This window comes from Methylobacterium sp. NEAU K, assembly GCF_030700285.1.
Lineage (GTDB): Bacteria > Pseudomonadota > Alphaproteobacteria > Rhizobiales > Beijerinckiaceae > Methylobacterium.
In genome coordinates, this window is the sequence record NZ_JAUYZJ010000004.1 from 43,787 (window position 1) to 61,803 (window position 18,017).

Here is an 18,017-nt window from a genome sequence, read left to right on the forward strand (position 1 = left end):
TCCGACGCGCCGAACCGAGTGCCTGAACGAGACGTTCGAGTCAGTGCACGGGCGAAGTCGGAGGTCGACCGCATGTCGGCCCAGCCCTGCGACGTGCACGCATTCACCAACCGGATTCGACGACGAGGCCCGGTGAGACCGGTGGGCGGGCATCGGGAGCCTCAGACCCCATCGTCAATTTAGAGTTGTCAAGTCGGCTCGGAGGGCGATGTCCTCACGCCGGACTCAGTGTTACATTTCAGCAACAATGCGCACAATCTGTCTCTGATTTGTAATTACTCTAATCAAAATGCCCTCCGAAAAACCTGTCGGATATCAAACCGTTGGAATTCCGGGTTCGTTGAAGTCGAGAATGGTTCTACATCATAGAGGTCGAGGACTAATGATTAAATATTGCCTCGATCAATGTTCCGTGAGTACGCAAAGTCCGGGTCGCAGAAAGAAATCCGGCGCTGGTCGGCTTCAGTTCGACGGACGCGGAGTAAGGCAATGCGTAAAACGTTCGCGGGGCGCTGGGTGGGCGTCCTTTTGGCCGGTACATGCCTGACGTCGACGGCGCACGCACAACAACCTGCAGCACCTGCCATTGATGCGGGCGAAGTGACTCTCGATCAGCTGAGCGTCGAGAGCGAAGGCGGCGTGCGTCCGGAGCCGCAAGGCGGCGTTACGATTGGCTACCTGACCAAGCAGACCCGCAGCGCGACCAAGACCGCCACCCCGCTCATCGACATTCCGCAATCGATCACGGTGATTCCTCGGGAACAATTTCTGGACCAGAATTTTCAGAACCTGACCGATCAGCTGCGCTTCGTACCCGGCTTGGTCCCCGCCCAAGGGGAAAGCAACCGCGATCAGGTGATCATCCGCGGCCAGAACACGAGCGCGGATTTTTATATCAACGGCGTCCGGGACGACGTGCAGTACTTCCGCGATCTGTACAACATCCAGCGTATTGAGGTGTTGAAAGGGCCTGACTCGCTGATCTTCGGCCGCGGCGGCGGCGGCGGCGTTGTCAACCGCGTGCTGAAGGAGGCGGATGGCTATCGCGTGCGCGAGATCGTGGCGGGGGGCGGCCAGTTCGGTGACAAGCGGGTGGCCGTCGATGTCGGAGACCGGATCAGCGACAGCGCGTTCTTCCGCCTCAACGGTGTGTTCGAGGATTCGGGGACCTACCGGCAGTTCGGTGATCTGACGCGGTACGGTATCAATCCCACCGCGACTTTCCTCATCGACCCGCAGACGACGTTGAAGCTCTCCTACGAGTACTTCCACGATAACCGCTTCCCGGACCGGGGCATCCCCTCGCAGTTCGGACGGCCATATCGCTACCGGGACAACATCCGGACCTTTTTCGGCAATCCCAACATAAACTTCACCAATGTCGACGCCAACATCGCCACGGTGCAGCTCGATCACCGGTTTGACTCGGGCGTGGAACTACATAGCCAGCTGCGGTTCGCCGACTATAACAGGTATTATATCAATACTTTGCCTGGGGGCGCCGTCAATTTGGCAGGAAATGCCGTAACCATCACCGGCTACCGCAACGATACACCGCGAACGAACTATTTCAGCCAAAACGACTTCACGTACAAGTTCCTCACCGGCGACATCAAGCACACGCTGCTCGGCGGGTTCGAGCTTGGCTATCAGGAAGGTCTGACCTATCGGCAATCGCTCTTCTTCGGAGACAGTCTCGCGAGTAACGTCGTCGTCAATCCACTTCGCCCACTGACGTTTGCGCCCACGTTCTTGCGGAACAACGGCACGACCGATGCCAACTCACGCTACAACCTCGGCGTGGCGGCGATCTATGCACAGGACCAGATCGACATCACCGACTGGCTGCAGCTCGTGGGTGGTTTGCGCTACGATCATTTCGATTTCTCGTCCACTGATCGGCGCACGCTGCTGACCAACAGCCGCGTCGACGACCCGATCTCCCCGCGCGCCGGCCTCGTGCTGAAGCCGCTGCCCAACCTCGCGCTCTACACGAGCTACAGCGTCTCCTATCTGCCTTCCTCCGGCGATCAGATCGGTGCTTTCACTCCGGGCTTAGTCATCGCCAAACCGGAGCAGTTCGAGAACACCGAGGTCGGCATCAAGTACGATGTCAACCCGCGCTTCCAGCTGACGGCTGCCGCGTACAACCTCGATCGGTACAACCAGCGACTGGCCGACCCGAACAATCCCGGCTTTTTCATCCTGTCTGGCAAGACCAACACGCAAGGAGTCGAGATCGGCGCGAACGGTTACGTCACCGACTGGTGGCAGATCGCGGGCGGCTATGCCTTCACCGACGCGCGGATCGCCAGCGCTACGTCGGCCACCATCGTGGCCGGCAATAAGGTCGGACTCGTTCCGTTCAACGCCTTCACGCTCTGGAACAAATTCGATGTGACGCGCGAATTTTCGGTGGGCGTCGGGGTACTCACCTACTCGCATACGTTCGCAGCCTCGGACAACACGGTGCGCCTGCCCGGATACACACGGTTCGATCTCGGACTGTTCTACCAGATCAACGATTCCGTTCGCGCGCAGGTCAACATTGAGAACCTGTTCGATCGGCGTTACATCGCGACGGCCGACAACAACAACAACATCACGCCGGGCGCCCCACGCACGATCCGCGCGCAGATCATCGCTCGATTCTGACTCTCAGGCGACAGGATGGCAACGCGGCGCTGAAAGTCCCGGTCCAGAACCCGCCCGCTTTTGGACCTCGCGGCCGAGACACCGCCGCTCGGACGCCTCGCCCGCTGCCGGAGCAAGAAGCCGCCGTGGCACGGCGCTGCACGCCGGCCTCGACGCCTTCGGGGCCGGTCGGCGGCCACAATGGGCCCCCCCATCGTGGCTGCGGCGATGGGCGGCCGCCCGGTCACGAGGCCGACACCGGGTCAACGCTCCGACGCCAATTCCCGCAGCAGCCAGTCACGGACAAGGGACATTCCAGCGCTCGCGGGCTTCGACTTGAGCCAGGTCAACCAGTAGGATCCTGCCACGATCTCGGCCGTGAAGGGTCGGGCGAGGCGCCCCTCCGCGATCTCCCGAGCGAACATCGCCACCGGCACCAGTGCGACTCCCGCACCGGTGCGGGCGGCCTCGGCCATGATCACCGAGCTATCGAAGACCGGACCTCGGATGGGCGGGCAAGCCGTCCCCGCGACGGCGAACCAGAGTGGCCATTCCTCGGCGCGGTAGGAGCGCAGGAGCGTCTCGCCGGCGAGGTCGCAGGGGTGTCGCAACCGCGCCGCCAGGGCCGGGACGCAAACCGGGGCCAGGGCAGCGGCCATGAGGTGCACGGCCTCGGTGCCGTGCCAGGAGCCGTCGCCGAAGCGCAACGCCAAGTCGAGGCCGTCACCGGCGAGGTCGACGCGGTTGTTGTTGGTCATGACCCTCAGGTCCACCTGCGGGTGGAGGGCTTGGAAAGCGGGCAGGCGCGGGATCAACCAGCCCGTCGCGAAGGTGCCGACACAGCCGAGGGTCACGACTTCCTGCACGCCGCGCTCGAAGCGCTTCAGGGCGGCGCCGAGGCGGGTGAAGGCGTCGGTCAGCGCAGGCGCCAGCGCCAATCCCTCATCGGTGAGCGCAAGGCCGCGGGGAAGCCTGCGGAACAGCGTCGTACCGAGCATCGCCTCAAGCCCCTTCACCTGGTGGCTGATCGCGGTCTGCGTCACCCGCAGTTCGAGACCGGCGCGCGTGAAGCTGAGGAGCCGGGCCGAGGCCTCGAAGGCCCTCAGCGCATTCAGGGGCATCTGGGAGGGTTCGATGGCCAAGACCAATGTTTCCTCATGTCTTCGCTGAGGAATGAACGTTTGTGCCGTGCCGGTCCATGGGCGACATCGGCGGTCGCCAACGGAGGATCTCGGTTCGATGGTGACAAGACGGCACTGGATGATCGGAGCAGGCGCCGGCCTCGCGATGAGCCTGTCGGGGCGCGCTGGCCGGGCAGCGGCAGCTGAGGCCTGGGGCGAGGACCTTGCCCGGGAGTTCGCGACCCTCGAGGCAGGCATCGGGGCGCGCATGGGCGTCACGGTGATCGACACCGGCACCGGCGCACATGCGTCGCACCGGGGTACCGAGCGGTTCCCGATGTGCAGCACCTTCAAGTGGCTTGCCTCGGCTGCGGTGCTGACACGTGTCGATGCGGGCCGGGAGAGCCTGGAGCGTCGGGTGCACTACACAGCGTCCGATCTCGTGACCTACTCGCCGGCGACCGAGAAGCGGGTCGACCAAGGCATGACGATGGCCGAGATCTGCGAGGCGGCGATCACGCTGAGCGACAACACCGCGGGCAACCTGATCCTGGCGAGCCTCGGCGGCCCGGCCGGTCTGACTGCCTATGCCCGTTCGATCGGCGACGCGGTGAGCCGCCTCGACCGGAACGAGCCGACATTGAACGAGGCGAAGCCCGGGGACCCCCGCGACACCACCACGCCGGACGCGATGGCAGCAAATCTTCAGGCCGTCGTCCTCGGCGCGCGGCTGTCCGCCGGATCGCGTGCGCAGCTCACGGGATGGCTCGTCGCCAATACGACCGGCGGGACCCGGTTGCGCGCAGGCCTGCCCAAGGACTGGCGCGTCGGCGACAAGACGGGAACCGGCGCCGGAGGCACGAACAACGACGTCGCGGTGGTCTGGCCGCCCGGGCGCGCTCCGCTCGTGATCTGCGCCTACAGCACTGAGACGCAGAGCCCTCCCGAGCGCTGCAACGCCGCGATCGCCGGTGCGGCGCGGGCCATTGCGGCCTCCCTGGCTGGCTGAAGACCCATCGTTTCATGCCGCTGCCGGTCACGTGACCCGTGACCGCATCGGTACGGGAGGGGGCTGGTCCCTACCCGCCGGCCATCGCTGAGAGCCGGAAAGGCGGTCTGCTGCCCCGCACGCCGGCCCAATCCGGCACCCGGAATCTGCAGCGGGGGATCGAGAGCGGCCATCTCGGAGCGAAGCACCTGATGCCGAGGGTGGGCGGCCTTACGCTCGCTCGACACGCGCAGCCGGCCTCGGACCGAAGTCGGTGACCCGCGCTCGGCTCGAGCGAGCAGGGGTGCGGGACGCGATTTGTTTGCGCAGATCGCGCAAGAGAGTTGACGAAATATGTGCGACGCGCGCATTTCCGATCAGGCTCGAAGAGGCCGTCCGGCTTGCTGTCCGTTGGAGTTCGGCAAGGCTCGGGCGATATCTGCGTGAATCGCGCAGGGAGGGAACAGGCATGCAGATCCCGATAAAGCGCGCGGTCGAAAGCGTCCCAGGCGGCATGATGGTCGTGCCCCTGATGGTCGGAGCGCTCATCGCGACCTTCTTTCCCGGCACGCCGAAGTTCTTCGGATCGTTCACCGGTGCCCTCTTCTCGGGCGCGCTGACCATCCTCGCGGTGTTCTACGTCTGCATGGGCGCGAGCATCGACTTCCGCGCCACACCCTACATCGTCAAGAAGGGCGGCACGCTGCTGATCGTGAAGATCGGTATCGCGCTGATCCTCGGGCTGGTTTTCGGCCGCGTCCTCGGCGAGGCGCCGGTCGCGGCCGGGATGTTTGCCGGGCTGTCCACCCTGGCCGTCGTCGCCAGCATGAACGACACCAACGGCGGCCTCTACATGGCGCTGATGGGCCAGTACGGACGCCCGCGCGACGTCGGCGCCTACACGGTCATGTCGCTGGAGAGCGGCCCGTTCCTCACCATGGTGACGCTGGGCGTCGCCGGCCTCTCGGCGTTCCCCTGGCAGACGTTGGTCGGCGCCGTCCTGCCGCTCCTCGTCGGCATGGTTATCGGCAATCTCGACCGCGAGATGCGCGCGTTCCTGAGCCGCGCGATCCCGGTGATGATCCCGTTCTTCGCGTTCGCCCTCGGGGCGGGCCTCGATCTGACGAAGGTCTGGCAGGCCGGCCTGCTCGGTCTCGCGATGGGCGTGGCGGTGGTGGTCGCGACCGGCATTCCGCTGTTCCTCGCCGATCGCCTGACCGGCGGTACCGGCGTAGCGGGCGTCGCCGCGGCCTCGACCGCCGGTAACGCGGCGGCCGTCCCGGCGATCGTCGCCGCCGCGAACCCGGCCTATGCCGACGCGGCCGGTCCCGCAACGATCCTGGTCGCCGCCTGCGTCGTCGTCACGGCGATCCTGGTCCCGGTCGTCACCGCTTGGACCGCGCGAGTCGTCGGCCGCGGTGAGGATGCTCCCGACGGGTCCGCGGAAGAGCCCATCGTTCCCGCGCCTGTCAGCCGCGCGTGAGATGGTCGCGCGCTGGCTCATCCTCGCCGACGATCTGACGGGCGCCGCGGACTGCGCGATCGCGTTCCGTCGGCGCGGCAGCGCCGCCGCCGTGATCTGGGGCGAGGCGGCTCCCGACCGACGGATCCCGATCCTGTCCTACGATGCCGACAGCCGTGGCCTGGGCGCCGAGGCCGCCGCCCGGCGCCACACGGCCTTGCTGGAACGGCTGCACACCGCGGATCGCCGATTGTTCAAGAAGATCGACTCGACGGTGCGCGGTCAGCCCGCCGCCGAGAGCGCCGCGACGCTGGCCCACGTGCGAGCCCGGTCCGGTCGGGCCTTCGGCGTGTTGGCGCCGGCCTTTCCCGGGACCGGCCGGACCACCGTGGACGGCCGGATCCGTGTTGGCGGCCGCCCGTTGGAGGAGGCCGAGGTGTGGCGGCGCGATCATACCTATGCGAGCGCCGACCTCGGTGCGGTTCTGGCCTCGGCCGGGATCCGGTCCTGGACGCTCACCCTGCCGGCGGTGCGCGGCGGCAATCTCGCCGGCGCGATGGCGGAGATCGCGGCCGGTGGCGACGGAATTGTCGTTTGCGATGCCGAAACCGACGACGATCTGCGTCGCATCGCCGATGCGGGCCTGGCCGCAACACCATCGGCCTTTTTCATCGGCAGCGCCGGCCTCGCTCACGCCTTGGCCGCGGCCAGGCCTGCCGCCGCCCTCGATCCCGTCCGGATCGCGCCGGTCGGGCGCGGGTCGCTCATCGTCGTCGGCTCGCTCGCTGGAGTCTCGCGCGCGAGCGCGCGACGCCTCCTGGCAGGTGGCGCCGTGGCGCACCTGCCGGTCAAGATCGAGACCCTGCTGGCGGACGGGGGCGGTCTGGCGGACTTGGCCCTGCGCCTCGCGCAGCGGCTGGCCACCGGCGAGGACGCCCTGGTCGAAATCATGGTGGAGCGCCAGCCCGACATGAGCCTCGGGCCTCGCCTCGCGCACGCGCTGGCCGACGCGCTGGCCCCGATCGCCGGCCATATCGGGGCGCTCGCAGCCACCGGCGGCGAGACCGCCGCGGCACTGTTGAAGCGCTTCGGTGTCCACGGAATCCAAGTGGCTGACGAGATCGAGCCGGGCGTTTCGCTCGGCCTCACACTCGGCCGGATATCGATTCCCATCGCCACGAAGGCGGGCGCCTTCGGCGACGCCGACAGCCTTGCGCGCATCCGTGACCGCCTTCACAGGGCGCGAACCGAAGGAAGCCTGACATGACCCGTCCGATCATCGCCGTCACCATGGGCGATCCCGCTGGCATCGGGCCGGAGATCATCATGAAGGCGTTGACGCATCCGGAGGTCCACGCGATCTGCCGGCCGTTGGTGATCGGCGATGCCGGGCGCCTCCGGCAGGCCGGCCGCATCGTCGGTGCCGAGATCCGGGTCGATTCGCTCGCCGACGCTAGGGCGGCCGTGTTCGGCACCGAAGCGGTCCAGTGCGTCGACCTGAAATGCGTGCCCGAGGACCTGCCATTCGGAAAGTTGTCCGCGATCGCCGGCGAGACCGCGTACCGCTGTATCGCGGCCGCGGTGGAGATCGTGCAGGCGGGACAGGCGCAGGGCATCTGCACCGCCCCCCTGTCGAAGGAGGCGCTGCACGCCGCCGGCCACAAGTTTCCCGGGCACACGGAAATGCTCGCCCACCTCACCGGGACGCCGGAAGTGTCGATGATGCTGGTCTCGCCCAAGCTTCGGGTGATCCACGTGACGACACATATCGGCTTGATCGACGCGATCGCTCGGATCGAGCCCGGTCTCGTCGAGCGCGTCATCGCCCGCGGCCACGCCGTGCTGGCGAAGGCCGGCATCGCCAATCCGAAGATCGGGGTGTGTGCCATCAATCCGCATGCCGGCGAGAACGGCTTGTTCGGCCATGGCGAGGAGGCGGAAAAGATCACGCCGGCCGTGGACGCCTGCCGCGCCAAGGGCTGGGACGTTCGCGGACCGTTGCCCGCCGACACGCTGTTCTTCCTCGCCGGCCGGGGCGATTACGACATGGTGGTGGCCATGTACCACGATCAGGGCCACGGCCCGATCAAGGTTCTGGGACTGGAGGCCGGTGTGAACATTACCGTCGGTCTCCCGGTGATCCGCACCTCCGTCGACCACGGCACCGCTTTCGACATCGCCGGCACGGGCGTCGCGGACGAGCGCAGCCTCATCGAGGCGCTGCGACAGGCGGTCGAACTAGCGCCGAAGCCACTGGCGGCCTGACAGGGTCCCCAGTACCGATCGGGGGATTCCCCGTGGTGGATCGATAGAAAGAGCACAGCGATGCGCGGTAGTGAACGCCGGGCTCGGTTGCTGGAAGCGCTCGGCCTGGGCGAGATCGACGTCGACGACCTCGCTCGCCGTTTCGGCGTATCTGCCTCGACCGTCCGGCGCGACCTTCAGCAGCTCTCGGACACCCGGGTGGTGCGACGGACTTACGGCGGCGCCATCCTCGCCGGTGCGTCGGCCGAGACGACGCTCGACCAGAGGCTGGCGGTCAACGGCCCCGAGAAGCAGGCGATCGCGCGTGCCGCGCTCGCGCTCGTCGAGGACGGCCAGACGCTGATCCTCGATGCGGGCTCCACCGTGGCGGCTTTCGGGCGGCTTCTCCTCGACCGGCGCCTGCGCATCATCACCAATAACCTCGCGCTGCTGCCCTTTCTCGCCCGTGCGCCGGGGATCGACCTCGTCGTGCTCGGCGGCAGCCTGAGGGCGACGAGCATGGGCACCGTCGGCCCGCTGGCCATCGAGGCGCTCCAGAGAATGACGGCCGATCGCGCGGTGATGAGTGCGGACGGCGTCGTGGCCGGACGCGGCCTGTGCGAGGCGAGCCTCGATCAAGTGGCTCTCAAATCAGCGATGATTGCGCAGTCGCAGGAGACGATCGTATTGGCCAACGCGGGCAAGCTTGGTCGCGCGGAGCAGATGGCGTGGGCTCCCCTGCCGCGGCGCTGGACCTTGGTCACCGATGCGGCCGTTTCACAGGACCAGCGGCAGCGCCTTGCGGAAGCGGGCGCCTGCCTGGTGGTGGCCAGCGCTTGATGCTGCGGGCGCAGGCGGGCGAGCCGATCGCCATCGATCTGGGAGAGGGCCCGCTGGGAGTCGGGCGGGCCGTGTTTCAGCGCATCCTGGTCGTTCAACGTCGCCCCACCAACGCACGCCTCCGGTGATGGCCGCGCCCGACGGTATCGCGCGGTCTGTCGAGGCCTGACCTAATCAATGCGGGCGGTGAGGTCGGCGGGGCGATGCGGGTCGGGCTACGGGCGGGGGCGGAACGGCGTACCCATCCAGTGCCGGGACCAAACATCGCGTGTCCTGACGCAGAGGAACGCGGCACGCGCTCTTTGCCGAGGCAGTGCAATCACTTCAGAAATCGTCGTTCGCGCCGCGCGTCTTGTTGGCATCCGTGCCGGAAACCTCCGGCTATCCGTGGGCGCCGCCAGTCAGTCGCCTCGCGATCGACCCGTCCCAAAATCCCGGTCCGGTCCGACGATGATTGGGGGAAGAAAAGCCTGGGTGGTTTACGCGCGAGAATTGTCGTTCAATGCGCCATCAGGCAGCTGATGGGAGATGTATCCAGGAGATCGCGGGTCACGCTTCCATAGATGAACTCATGCAGACGGGCATGGCCATAAGCCCCCGTTACCAGAAGGTCTGCACCTTCATCCGCTGCTAATTTCAAGATCTCGGCCGATACACGCAGACGGCCTTTGCTGATCGCCACGATCTTACAGCAGACGCCTTTCTGCGTTAGAGAGGCCGTAATATCCTTCGCGCTGTCCGCCTCGGTATCGGGCCCTACGACGACGAAGAAGACCGCTTCGGCTTTTCTCAGGAATGGCTGGCTGTCTCGCACCGCCCGCCGAGCCTCGCGTGTGTCCTTCCAGGCGACGACTATGCGCCGCCCCGCGACCGCGTCGAGGCCCAATGGCGCAATCAGGAGGGGGCAGCCAAGTCTCATCAACAGGGTGCCCGGCGATAGATCCGAGAACCACGCGTCGATAGTGCCGTCATATGGTCGATTGCAAACGACAAGATCGGCCGTTCGGGTCTGTTCTATGAGAAAGGCTTGAGGACCCATCGCGGCGGAGTAATACTCGGCACGTTCAAGATTCTCTGTCTCCTTGCGGAACATCGCTTCAACACGGGAAAGTTCAAAGATCGTATGATGTCTTTCGCTGTCGATCATTTTCGAGGTGATGAGGCCTCCTTTGCCGTGCCCGTAAGGGCGAGACGCTTCGCGGGCTGCGATACCGGTCAACCGTGCATCAAACCGAACTGCCAAACCGGCAGCAAGCTTCAGCCGAGCAATGGAACTGGCCCCAAGATCGAGGGGAACCACGACATTTTCGTATGACATGAGCCCCATCGCCCCGGCAGACGCTCTTCCGACTTCGAGCACGACCTTATCACACGTCCCGTCAGAGCCGTGCTGGTAATACGGTCCCGTCGGTGCACCGCAGTGCTTTGCTGCCAATGCATCTGCATCTTCAGTAGCATGCACAGAAGACGACGATTTTCCAGATCGGGGGCGTAGGTGGCGGCCGCGTCGTCCGCGTCATCGAAGCGAGGTCGACCGTCGCATCGGCTGCTCGCCCCGCCGCACGCCGCTCAGCAACTCCGCCGACGCCGCGAGCGATCCCGGGCCGAAATAATCTGGTCGGGCCGCGTCGACTTCTCATAGGGAGCAGACACGCCGGTGAAACCGGTTATCTGGCCGGAGCGTGCCCGTTTGCAGGGACCCTTCGGATCGCGAGCCGCTCGGATCTCCAGCGGAGCGTCAACGAACGCATTCAGGAGGGCGATGTCACCGGCGATACGCCGGGTCTCGGTAGCGTGAGATCAGTGAAACGATGACGACGGAGGCCGCCTCCGCGAAACGGCGCGCCCCCCTCATCCGCGCGTCTGACCGTCCCCGCCCGGTGCATCATGAAAGCCGATGGTGTCGATGGGTTAGAGGCTCGACTTGCCCTCACGCCGTCCAGGCAAATCCGACCACGCCCGGTCCAAGCCACGACATCATCTCGGCCTGGAGGTTGGGATGGGGATGGGCTATCCCAAAAAATACAGCCCAAACAGCACGTTACTGTGGTCGATGGCGGAGGGAGCGGGATTCGAACCCGCGATACGGTTTCCCGTATACACACTTTCCAGGCGTGCGCCTTCAACCACTCGGCCACCCCTCCGGCCGCGGACGGGGCGCCCGGGCGCGCCGGGCGCGACCAGGGCCGCGCGGTGGGGTGCTGTTAGCCGGGTGTGCCTCCGGGCGCAAGGCGGACGCGGCCGGGCAGGACGAAAACCGTCCCGCCCGGCTCGGGCTCACGCCTCCGGGTCGAGGTGGAAGTGGACGCTCTCCACGTTCGCGCGCTCGTACGCCTGCATCACGTGCTGGTACGAGCGCTCCATGTCGGTGGCCTCGTCCCCCGGGGTGTCCTCGGGCTTCAGCACGAACATCAGCAGCGAGCGCCCGGTCACGTCGTAGCTAGTGCCGAACTTGAAGCTCTCCACGTCCTGGCTGTCGGGCAGGTTGGTGTCGAGCAGCCGTGTCCAGGCCTCGCCGCCCACCGATTCGGGGAGCGTGAACGACACCACGTCGTGGTAGGCGTTGAACATCAGCAGCAGGGTCGCGTCGCCGCCGCGGCGATGGAGGCCGGTGGCCTGGGCGCGGCCGTCGAGCTGGACCGCGAAGGCCCGCGCCTCAGCCTCGGACCAGTTCTCGCCGGCCATCTCGCCCCCATCCGGGCGCAGCCACATGACGTCCTTGACGCCGAACTCCTCGTCGTACCCGCCGGTGAGGAACCGCCCGCGGCTGAGGATCGGCAGGGCGTTGCGCAGGATGATCAGGCGCTGGGTGAACTCGGCGAGATCTCGCTCCTCGGCGCCGATCGCCCCCCAGTCGAGCCAGGAGACCGCGTTGTCCTGGCAATAGGCGTTGTTGTTGCCGTTCTGGGTACGGGCGAACTCGTCCCCGGCGAGCAGCATCGGGGTGCCGCGCGACAGGAACAGGGTCGCCAGCATGTTGCGCATCTGGCGCAGGCGCACGGCCCGGATCTCCGGGTCGTCGGTAGGGCCCTCGACGCCATAATTGTACGAGAGGTTGTGCGAGTGGCCGTCGCGGTTGCCCTCGCCGTTGGCCTCGTTGTGCTTGTCGTTGTAGGCCACCGTATCGTGCAGGGTGAAGCCGTCATGGGCGGTGAGGAAGTTCACCGACGCCCAGGGCTTGCGCCCGCGCTTGTTGAACTTGTCGGCCGAGCCGGCGATCCGCGCGGCGACGTCCGGCAACAGGCCGGCATCGCCCTTCCAGTAGGCCCGGACATCGTCGCGGAACCGGTCGTTCCACTCGGCCCAGCCGGGCGGGAAGCCGCCGACCTGGTAGCCGCCGGGGCCGCAATCCCACGGTTCGGCGATGAGCTTGACGCCGTTGAGCACCGGATCCTGCCGGCAGGTGTCGAGGAAGCCGCCGCCCTCGTCGAAGCCGTAGGGCTCCCGGCCCAGGATGGTCGCGAGGTCGAACCGGAACCCGTCGACCCGCATCTCGGTGGCCCAGTAGCGCAGCGAGTCGGTCACGAGCTGCAGCACCCGCGGATGCGACAGGTTGAAGGTGTTCCCGGTGCCGGTGTCGTTGATGTAGTAGCGCGGCTCGCCCGGCAGCAGCCGGTAGTAGGAGGCGTTGTCGACGCCCTTGAACGACAGGGTCGGGCCCTTCTCGTTGCCCTCGGCGGTGTGGTTGTAGACCACGTCGAGGATCACCTCGAGGCCGGCGCCGTGGAAGCGCGAGACCATTTCCTTGAACTCGGAGAAGGCGAAGTCCGGCACTGCCGCATAGCGCCGGGCGGGGGTGAAGAACGAGATCGTGTTGTAGCCCCAGTAATTCACCAGGTCCTTCTGCTGCAGGTAGTCGTCCTGCACGAAGGAATGCACCGGCAGTAGCTCAACCGAGGTGACGCCGAGGCTCTTGATGTAGTCGAGCACGTCCGGGGTGCCCAGCCCGGCATAGGTGCCGCGCAGCTTCTCCGGGACCCGCGGGTCGAGCTTGGTCATGCCCTTCACGTGGGCCTCGTAGAAGATGGTCTTGTCCCAGGATACGTTCGGCTTGCGGTGCCGGCCCCAGGTGAAGGCCGGATCGATCACCCGCGAGCGGCGGTTGAACGGGGCGCTGTCGCGCTCGTCGAAGGTCAGGTCGTCGCCCGATTCCATCCTGTAGCCGAACAGCGCGGGGTTCCAGGTGATCGAGCCGACGAGCCCCTTCGCGTAGGGGTCGATCAGCAGCTTGTTGGGGTTGAAGCGGTGGCCGGCCTTGGGCTCGTAGGGGCCGTGGACGCGATAGCCGTAGATCGTGCCGGGGCGCGCGTCCGGCAGGTAGCCGTGCCAGATCTCGTCCGTGTATTCGGGCAGATCGATCCGCTCGATCTCGCGCTCACCCTGGTCGTCGAACAGGCAGAGCTCGACCTTGGTGGCGTGGGCCGAGAACAGGGCGAAGTTGACGCCCAAGCCATCCCAGGTGGCGCCGAGCGGGTAGGGCTGGCCCTCCTGGATGCGCGAGCGGGCCGCGCGGGTGGTGGTCGGGCGGTTCGGGTCGGCCATGGTAACTCCGGTGCTGGCAGCCTGGGACGCCGGCCGGGGCGCCCCGGCCGGCGTCCCGGACCGCAACGCAAACGTGCTCCGAACGGCGAAGCTCCGCCGTCGCCGGCGAATTTTTGCGGCGCACCCCACTCCGCGTCAGGGAGCGCGGGCAGTGCCGGGAGGGAGGGCGGCGGGCGCGAATGCATGTGCGAGATAGGCCCGCACGAAGCCCGGCATCCGGCTCGCGTCGAGGCCGCCGACATCCCGCACGATGTGGATCCCTGCGAGTTCCGGCTCGGCCTCGCGCCGGCGATGGGCCTCGATGCGCGCGTCGAGCGCGGCGGCCGGCTCCGGGAACAGCACCGGCCGCAGGAAGGCGAGCTGGCCCTCCCCTTCGATCAGCACCCAGCCGGCCTCGGCATCCTCCGGCAGCGCCAGCCCGGTCTCCTCGAGCAGCTCGCGGGCTGCGCTGCCGGCGAGGTCGACGCTCGCCCCGCGCACGTCGTCCGGGTCCGGTGTGCCGCACGGGAAATAGAGCTGGCCGGCATTGGCCGTGTGGGCACCCATCTCGCCGAGCAGGACGGCACCGTCCGCGCTCCGGGGCACGATCGCCGCGAAGGCGTTGACGACGCACCCGTCGGCGTGCCGGCCGTCCCGGTACGCGATGAAGCTCGAATAGCGCGTGGCGAACAGGTCGACCCGGGCGATCCCGTCGACGATTGCGCTGGCGCAGCCCAGGAGCACGGTCCCGTCGAACATCCCCGGGCTGCGCGCGACGCGGCCGCGCCAGTGCGCGGCGATCGCCGCCGCGTTCCTCCGGGCGAATGGCCATTCGTAGTCCACGAACCGGGCCGTTACGCCGGAGAGCCGCGTGATCCGGAAGCCGTCAGACACGCAGCGTGCCCTGCGACACGATCACCGCGGCGCCGCCGATTTCCACCGAGCGCAGGGCGCCCGACTCGATGGTGAGCTGGAGCGCGATCTCGCTCGGCCGGCCCATGGCCTGGCCCTGGCGGATCGCCACGTCGTGGGTGCCCTCCCCCAGGGTCTCGAACTGCATCAGCACCCCCGCGAAGGCGGCGGCGGCCGAGCCGGTGGCGGGATCCTCCGATACGCCGAAGTTCGGCGCGAACATCCGAACCCGCCAGCTCTGGCCCGCGCCCTCGGGATCGGGCGCGTAGAGGTAGAGCCCGTCATTCGGGTCGGGCGCCTGGACCGACCGGGCCGCATCGAGGGCCGCCACCGAGCCGACCGGCACGCAGGTGAAGCTCGGGCCGACCCCGTGGCGGCTCGGGCCGTGCCGGCCGGTGCCGATGTCGCCGGGCTTCAGGCCGATCAGCGGCGCCAGGATCTCGGGCTCCGGGCCGGGGCCGAGATATTCCGGCATCGCCGGCAGCTTGAACCGCGCCCGCCCGCCGCTCCCGTCCGCCAGGGTCTCGACCACGCAGGGCACGATCCCGATCCCCTCCTCCAGGCCGAAGGCGCGGGCATCGCCTCGGGAGGGATTCTCAAGGGCCAGCAGCACCGCGGCCCCCACCGTCGGGTGGCCGGCGAAGGGCAACTCCCGCCCGGGGGTGAAGATCCGCAGCCGTGCCCGGTGCCGGGCCTCGCTGGGGGGCAGCACGAACACCGTCTCGGAGAGGTTGAACTCCGCAGCGATGGCCTGCATCGCGGCCGTATCGAGGCCGTCCGCATCGAGCACGACAGCAAGCGGATTGCCGGCGAGCTTCTGCTCGGTGAACACGTCGAGGGTGACGAAGCGGCGCGCCATCGTGTCGGACCTTCCTGCTTGCCTCTGAACGGGCCTCTCGCCCGGCGGCTTCGGCCGGGGTCCGAAATCCGCCCCTTGGTACACGTTGCTGCGGGCTCGATCGACCCACCACGGGTCGCCGAGCAGAGCGTGTCGAAGGGCCTCGATGAACCGGACCTCCATCGGCCTGCCGCCCGGGGCTTGCGCGGTCTGCGCCGGGCTGGAAGGCTTGTTGAAAGCCCGCGATGGGCGCCGGGTCCTGGGACGGATGGCGGGGCGGGATCGAGGGCTTGGCGTGACCCATGCCCGCAGGATCCGGCTGAGCGTCTGCTCGGAGACCAGACTGGAGCCGCCACATCACCCGCCTCGGGCTTCGAACCTGAGGACAGAATTGCACCGTCGCCTTCCGCGCTACGGCGCGCGAGGCCGGCTCAACGCGGGCTTGCATGATCCGGCAAAGTCTTGAGCGAGATCAAGGAGTGGCGCAACCGGATCGGCCAGAGTGTGCGGGTGCCATCCGACTCGGTAACTCCACGCCGAAGCCTTGGGCACGGGAGGCCTGTCATGAACAAGACCCTGCTCGTCACCGCCGGGCTGATCGGTGCATTGGCCATGCTTCCTGCGACAGCCGACGCGCGCGGAGGCTTCCGAGGCGGGGGCGGGCGCATGGCGGGCGGGTTCCACGGGGGCGGCTTTCGAGCCGGTGGCGCGCATGTCGGAGGGGGCTTCCGCGGTGGCGGATTCCATAGAGGCGCTGTCGCCGGAGGGGTCGGCCGCTATCCCGGCGTGCGGCCAGGCTATGGCTACGGGCGCCGCTATGGCTACGGCCTCGGCGCGGCTGCCGCAGGGGTCGGCCTCGGCTTGGCGGTGACCAATCCTGCCTACGGCTATCCTGGAGCCTACGGCTATCCTGGATACGATGACAATTATGCGCCGACGACTTACGCTTATCCCGAGGCTCCGATAGCCGGGGCGGGTCCGGCCACGAGCGAAGCGGTCGCCTATTGTCAGCAGCGCTATCGCTCATACGATCCGGCGTCGGGGACGTATCTCGGCTACGACGGCCAGCGGCATCCTTGTCCTTGAGCGGCCTGGTCGATAGACCCCCATGGTAACTGCGACGATGCGCTGAGTGCGCTCGACGGCGCTGGGACTGGGGGCTACAGCCGGGATCGGTCAGGGCGGCTTCGACTTCGAGGCGCGGGATCGTCTCGGGCGACAGGCCTTCCAGCGCGCGCCGGCGACGGCGCTCGGAGGCCGCATCGAGGTCGCGCAGCACGATCTCCGGATCGCCGTGGCTTTGCGCACTATGCTCGGCACCTCCCGCGGCGCACGACCGTCGAAGATGGGCAGGCTTGAGGAGAACCTGACGTCGCGGGGTGCCGCCGTTTCCGCGCCGTTTCCAGTCTGGGCGCAAGGAGCAGCACAGGCGGCCGTAAAAAGGGGTGCGTTTCATCCACCCGCGATCGCCCACGCCGCGCCGCAGCTCACACTGCCTCCACCGGAAAGGTCTCGCTTGGGTTCACGAACTCGTCCTGCGCCGCCACCGTGAGGATCTCCCGGGATCCCGCCTGCGCGGTGCGCTTCAGGAGTCCGTAGACCGAGGCCGCGGCCGCGCCGAGGGCCGCCGCGGCCGAGCCGCCGCGGGCGTAATGCACCAGGAACAAAGCCGCGACGCAGTCACCCGCCCCGTTGACCGCGATGTCGAGGCGGGGCGTGCGCACGCGGAATACCTGGCCCTCCGCCCCGGCCAGGAGGTCGATGCCGTCATCCGGCGTATCCGCGCAGAGCGCCGAGGTGACCAGCACCACCCGGGGCCCGCGCGCCTGCAGCGCCGCGATGGCGGCCCCGGCCTCCTGCAGGGTCCGGCTCGGCAGGCCGGTGAGCAGGTCGAGTTCGAACTGGTTGGGGGTGAGGATGTCGGCGGCCGGGACGACCCGCTCGCGCAGGAACGCTTCGATTCCCGGCCGCACGTAGACGCCGCGGTCGACATCGCCGATCACCGGGTCGCAGCAATAGAGCGCCCGCGGGTTGGCCGCGCGCACGGCCGCCACCGCCTCCAGGATCGCGGATCCGATCTCGGCCGAGCCCATATAGCCCGACAGCACGGCGTCGCAGTTGCCCAGCACCCCACGCTCGCCGATGCCGCGCACCACCTCGCGGATCATATCCGCCTCGAAGACCGGGCCCCGCCAAGCCCCGTAGCCGGTGTGGTTGGAGAACTGGACCGTGTTCACGGGCCAGACCTCGACCCCGAGGCGCTGCATCGGGAACACCGCCGAGGCGTTGCCGACATGGCCGTAGGCGACGTGGGACTGGATCGACAGGACGTTCAACGCGGGACTCGCTGTTGGTCATGACACGGTTAGCCGGTTCCGGCCTCGCCCGCATCCCCCGTCCCTTGCCGCCCTGCCCCGCCCACCTCAGATGGGGCCGATCCCCCGTTCGCCCCCCGAG

The 18,017-nt window shown here is 67.6% G+C and carries 14 protein-coding genes, 1 tRNA gene and 1 pseudogene; 8 read left to right on the top strand and 8 right to left on the bottom strand.

Annotated features, from left to right (window positions below; translation table 11 throughout):
- Positions 1-489 precede the first annotated feature (489 nt).
- Positions 490-2,655, top strand: a complete 2,166-nt coding sequence (locus Q8W67_RS04600) for a TonB-dependent siderophore receptor (RefSeq protein WP_305541413.1) — start codon at positions 490-492, stop codon at positions 2,653-2,655.
- Positions 2,656-2,897: 242 nt separating this feature from the next.
- Here Q8W67_RS04600 and Q8W67_RS04605 read toward each other — a convergent pair whose 3' ends face one another.
- Positions 2,898-3,770: a LysR family transcriptional regulator gene (locus Q8W67_RS04605; protein ID WP_305541842.1), complete on the bottom strand. Its 873-nt coding sequence runs from the start codon at positions 3,768-3,770 to the stop codon at positions 2,898-2,900.
- 103 nt (positions 3,771-3,873) lie between these two features.
- On the opposite strand from Q8W67_RS04605, the gene bla reads away from it, so the two are divergent.
- From bla to Q8W67_RS04635, 6 genes and pseudogenes are all read left to right on the top strand, one after another.
- Positions 3,874-4,764 (top strand): class A beta-lactamase, encoded by an 891-nt coding sequence (bla, locus tag Q8W67_RS04610; RefSeq protein WP_305541415.1) that lies wholly within the window; start codon positions 3,874-3,876, stop codon positions 4,762-4,764.
- 40 nt (positions 4,765-4,804) lie between these two features.
- Positions 4,805-4,973 (top strand): annotated as a pseudogene (locus Q8W67_RS04615) (IS6 family transposase); the annotation flags it as partial.
- A 239-nt stretch (positions 4,974-5,212) separates the two neighbouring features.
- A complete protein-coding gene (locus Q8W67_RS04620; protein ID WP_305541419.1) occupies positions 5,213-6,226 on the top strand; it encodes a 2-keto-3-deoxygluconate permease in 1,014 nt (337 codons plus the stop codon).
- Between the two features lies 1 nt (position 6,227).
- A complete protein-coding gene (locus Q8W67_RS04625; protein ID WP_305541422.1) occupies positions 6,228-7,472 on the top strand; it encodes a four-carbon acid sugar kinase family protein in 1,245 nt (414 codons plus the stop codon).
- Entirely contained in the window at positions 7,469-8,470 is a 1,002-nt protein-coding gene (gene pdxA, locus Q8W67_RS04630; protein ID WP_305541425.1) for a 4-hydroxythreonine-4-phosphate dehydrogenase PdxA, read from the top strand. Before Q8W67_RS04625 ends, pdxA begins: the two co-directional genes overlap by 4 nt.
- A 60-nt stretch (positions 8,471-8,530) precedes the next feature.
- A complete protein-coding gene (locus tag Q8W67_RS04635; RefSeq protein ID WP_305541427.1) occupies positions 8,531-9,289 on the top strand; it encodes a DeoR/GlpR family DNA-binding transcription regulator in 759 nt (252 codons plus the stop codon).
- A 499-nt stretch (positions 9,290-9,788) separates the two neighbouring features.
- On the opposite strand, the gene Q8W67_RS04640 is transcribed toward Q8W67_RS04635, so the two are convergent.
- The 6 genes from Q8W67_RS04640 to Q8W67_RS04665 all read right to left on the bottom strand — a co-directional run bounded on the left by Q8W67_RS04640 (position 9,789) and on the right by Q8W67_RS04665 (position 15,581).
- Entirely contained in the window at positions 9,789-10,607 is an 819-nt protein-coding gene (locus tag Q8W67_RS04640) for a universal stress protein (RefSeq protein ID WP_305541430.1), read from the bottom strand.
- Between the two features lie 251 nt (positions 10,608-10,858).
- Entirely contained in the window at positions 10,859-11,065 is a 207-nt protein-coding gene (locus Q8W67_RS04645; protein WP_370693817.1) for an adenylyl-sulfate kinase, read from the bottom strand.
- A gap of 278 nt (positions 11,066-11,343) precedes the next feature.
- Positions 11,344-11,433 (bottom strand) — tRNA-Ser (locus Q8W67_RS04650).
- 133 nt (positions 11,434-11,566) lie between these two features.
- Entirely contained in the window at positions 11,567-13,831 is a 2,265-nt protein-coding gene (gene glgX, locus Q8W67_RS04655) for a glycogen debranching protein GlgX (RefSeq protein ID WP_305541432.1), read from the bottom strand.
- Between the two features lie 135 nt (positions 13,832-13,966).
- Positions 13,967-14,704, bottom strand: coding sequence for an NUDIX hydrolase (locus tag Q8W67_RS04660; protein ID WP_305541435.1), 738 nt, complete (start codon positions 14,702-14,704; stop codon positions 13,967-13,969).
- The gene (locus tag Q8W67_RS04665) at positions 14,697-15,581 is read right to left on the bottom strand and encodes a PhzF family phenazine biosynthesis protein (RefSeq protein WP_305541438.1); all 885 of its coding nucleotides are present in this window, start codon (positions 15,579-15,581) and stop codon (positions 14,697-14,699) included. Before Q8W67_RS04665 ends, Q8W67_RS04660 begins: the two co-directional genes overlap by 8 nt.
- A gap of 543 nt (positions 15,582-16,124) precedes the next feature.
- Here Q8W67_RS04665 and Q8W67_RS04670 point away from each other — a divergent pair.
- Positions 16,125-16,646, top strand: coding sequence for a BA14K family protein (locus tag Q8W67_RS04670; RefSeq protein WP_305541440.1), 522 nt, complete (start codon positions 16,125-16,127; stop codon positions 16,644-16,646).
- A 401-nt stretch (positions 16,647-17,047) separates the two neighbouring features.
- Here Q8W67_RS04670 and pdxY read toward each other — a convergent pair whose 3' ends face one another.
- Entirely contained in the window at positions 17,048-17,896 is an 849-nt protein-coding gene (gene pdxY, locus Q8W67_RS04675; RefSeq protein WP_305541443.1) for a pyridoxal kinase PdxY, read from the bottom strand.
- Positions 17,897-18,017 lie beyond the last annotated feature (121 nt).

Coding starts and splice junctions, on each gene's coding strand:
- Q8W67_RS04600 (WP_305541413.1), top strand. CDS start 490: ATGCGTAAAACGTTCGCGGGGCGCTGGGTGGGCGTCCTTTTGGCCGGT.
- pdxA (WP_305541425.1), top strand. CDS start 7,469: ATGACCCGTCCGATCATCGCCGTCACCATGGGCGATCCCGCTGGCATC.
- Q8W67_RS04625 (WP_305541422.1), top strand. CDS start 6,228: ATGGTCGCGCGCTGGCTCATCCTCGCCGACGATCTGACGGGCGCCGCG.
- bla (WP_305541415.1), top strand. CDS start 3,874: ATGGTGACAAGACGGCACTGGATGATCGGAGCAGGCGCCGGCCTCGCG.
- Q8W67_RS04640 (WP_305541430.1), bottom strand. CDS start 10,607: ATGTCATACGAAAATGTCGTGGTTCCCCTCGATCTTGGGGCCAGTTCC.
- glgX (WP_305541432.1), bottom strand. CDS start 13,831: ATGGCCGACCCGAACCGCCCGACCACCACCCGCGCGGCCCGCTCGCGC.
- Q8W67_RS04620 (WP_305541419.1), top strand. CDS start 5,213: ATGCAGATCCCGATAAAGCGCGCGGTCGAAAGCGTCCCAGGCGGCATG.
- Q8W67_RS04635 (WP_305541427.1), top strand. CDS start 8,531: ATGCGCGGTAGTGAACGCCGGGCTCGGTTGCTGGAAGCGCTCGGCCTG.
- Q8W67_RS04670 (WP_305541440.1), top strand. CDS start 16,125: ATGAACAAGACCCTGCTCGTCACCGCCGGGCTGATCGGTGCATTGGCC.
- Q8W67_RS04665 (WP_305541438.1), bottom strand. CDS start 15,581: ATGGCGCGCCGCTTCGTCACCCTCGACGTGTTCACCGAGCAGAAGCTC.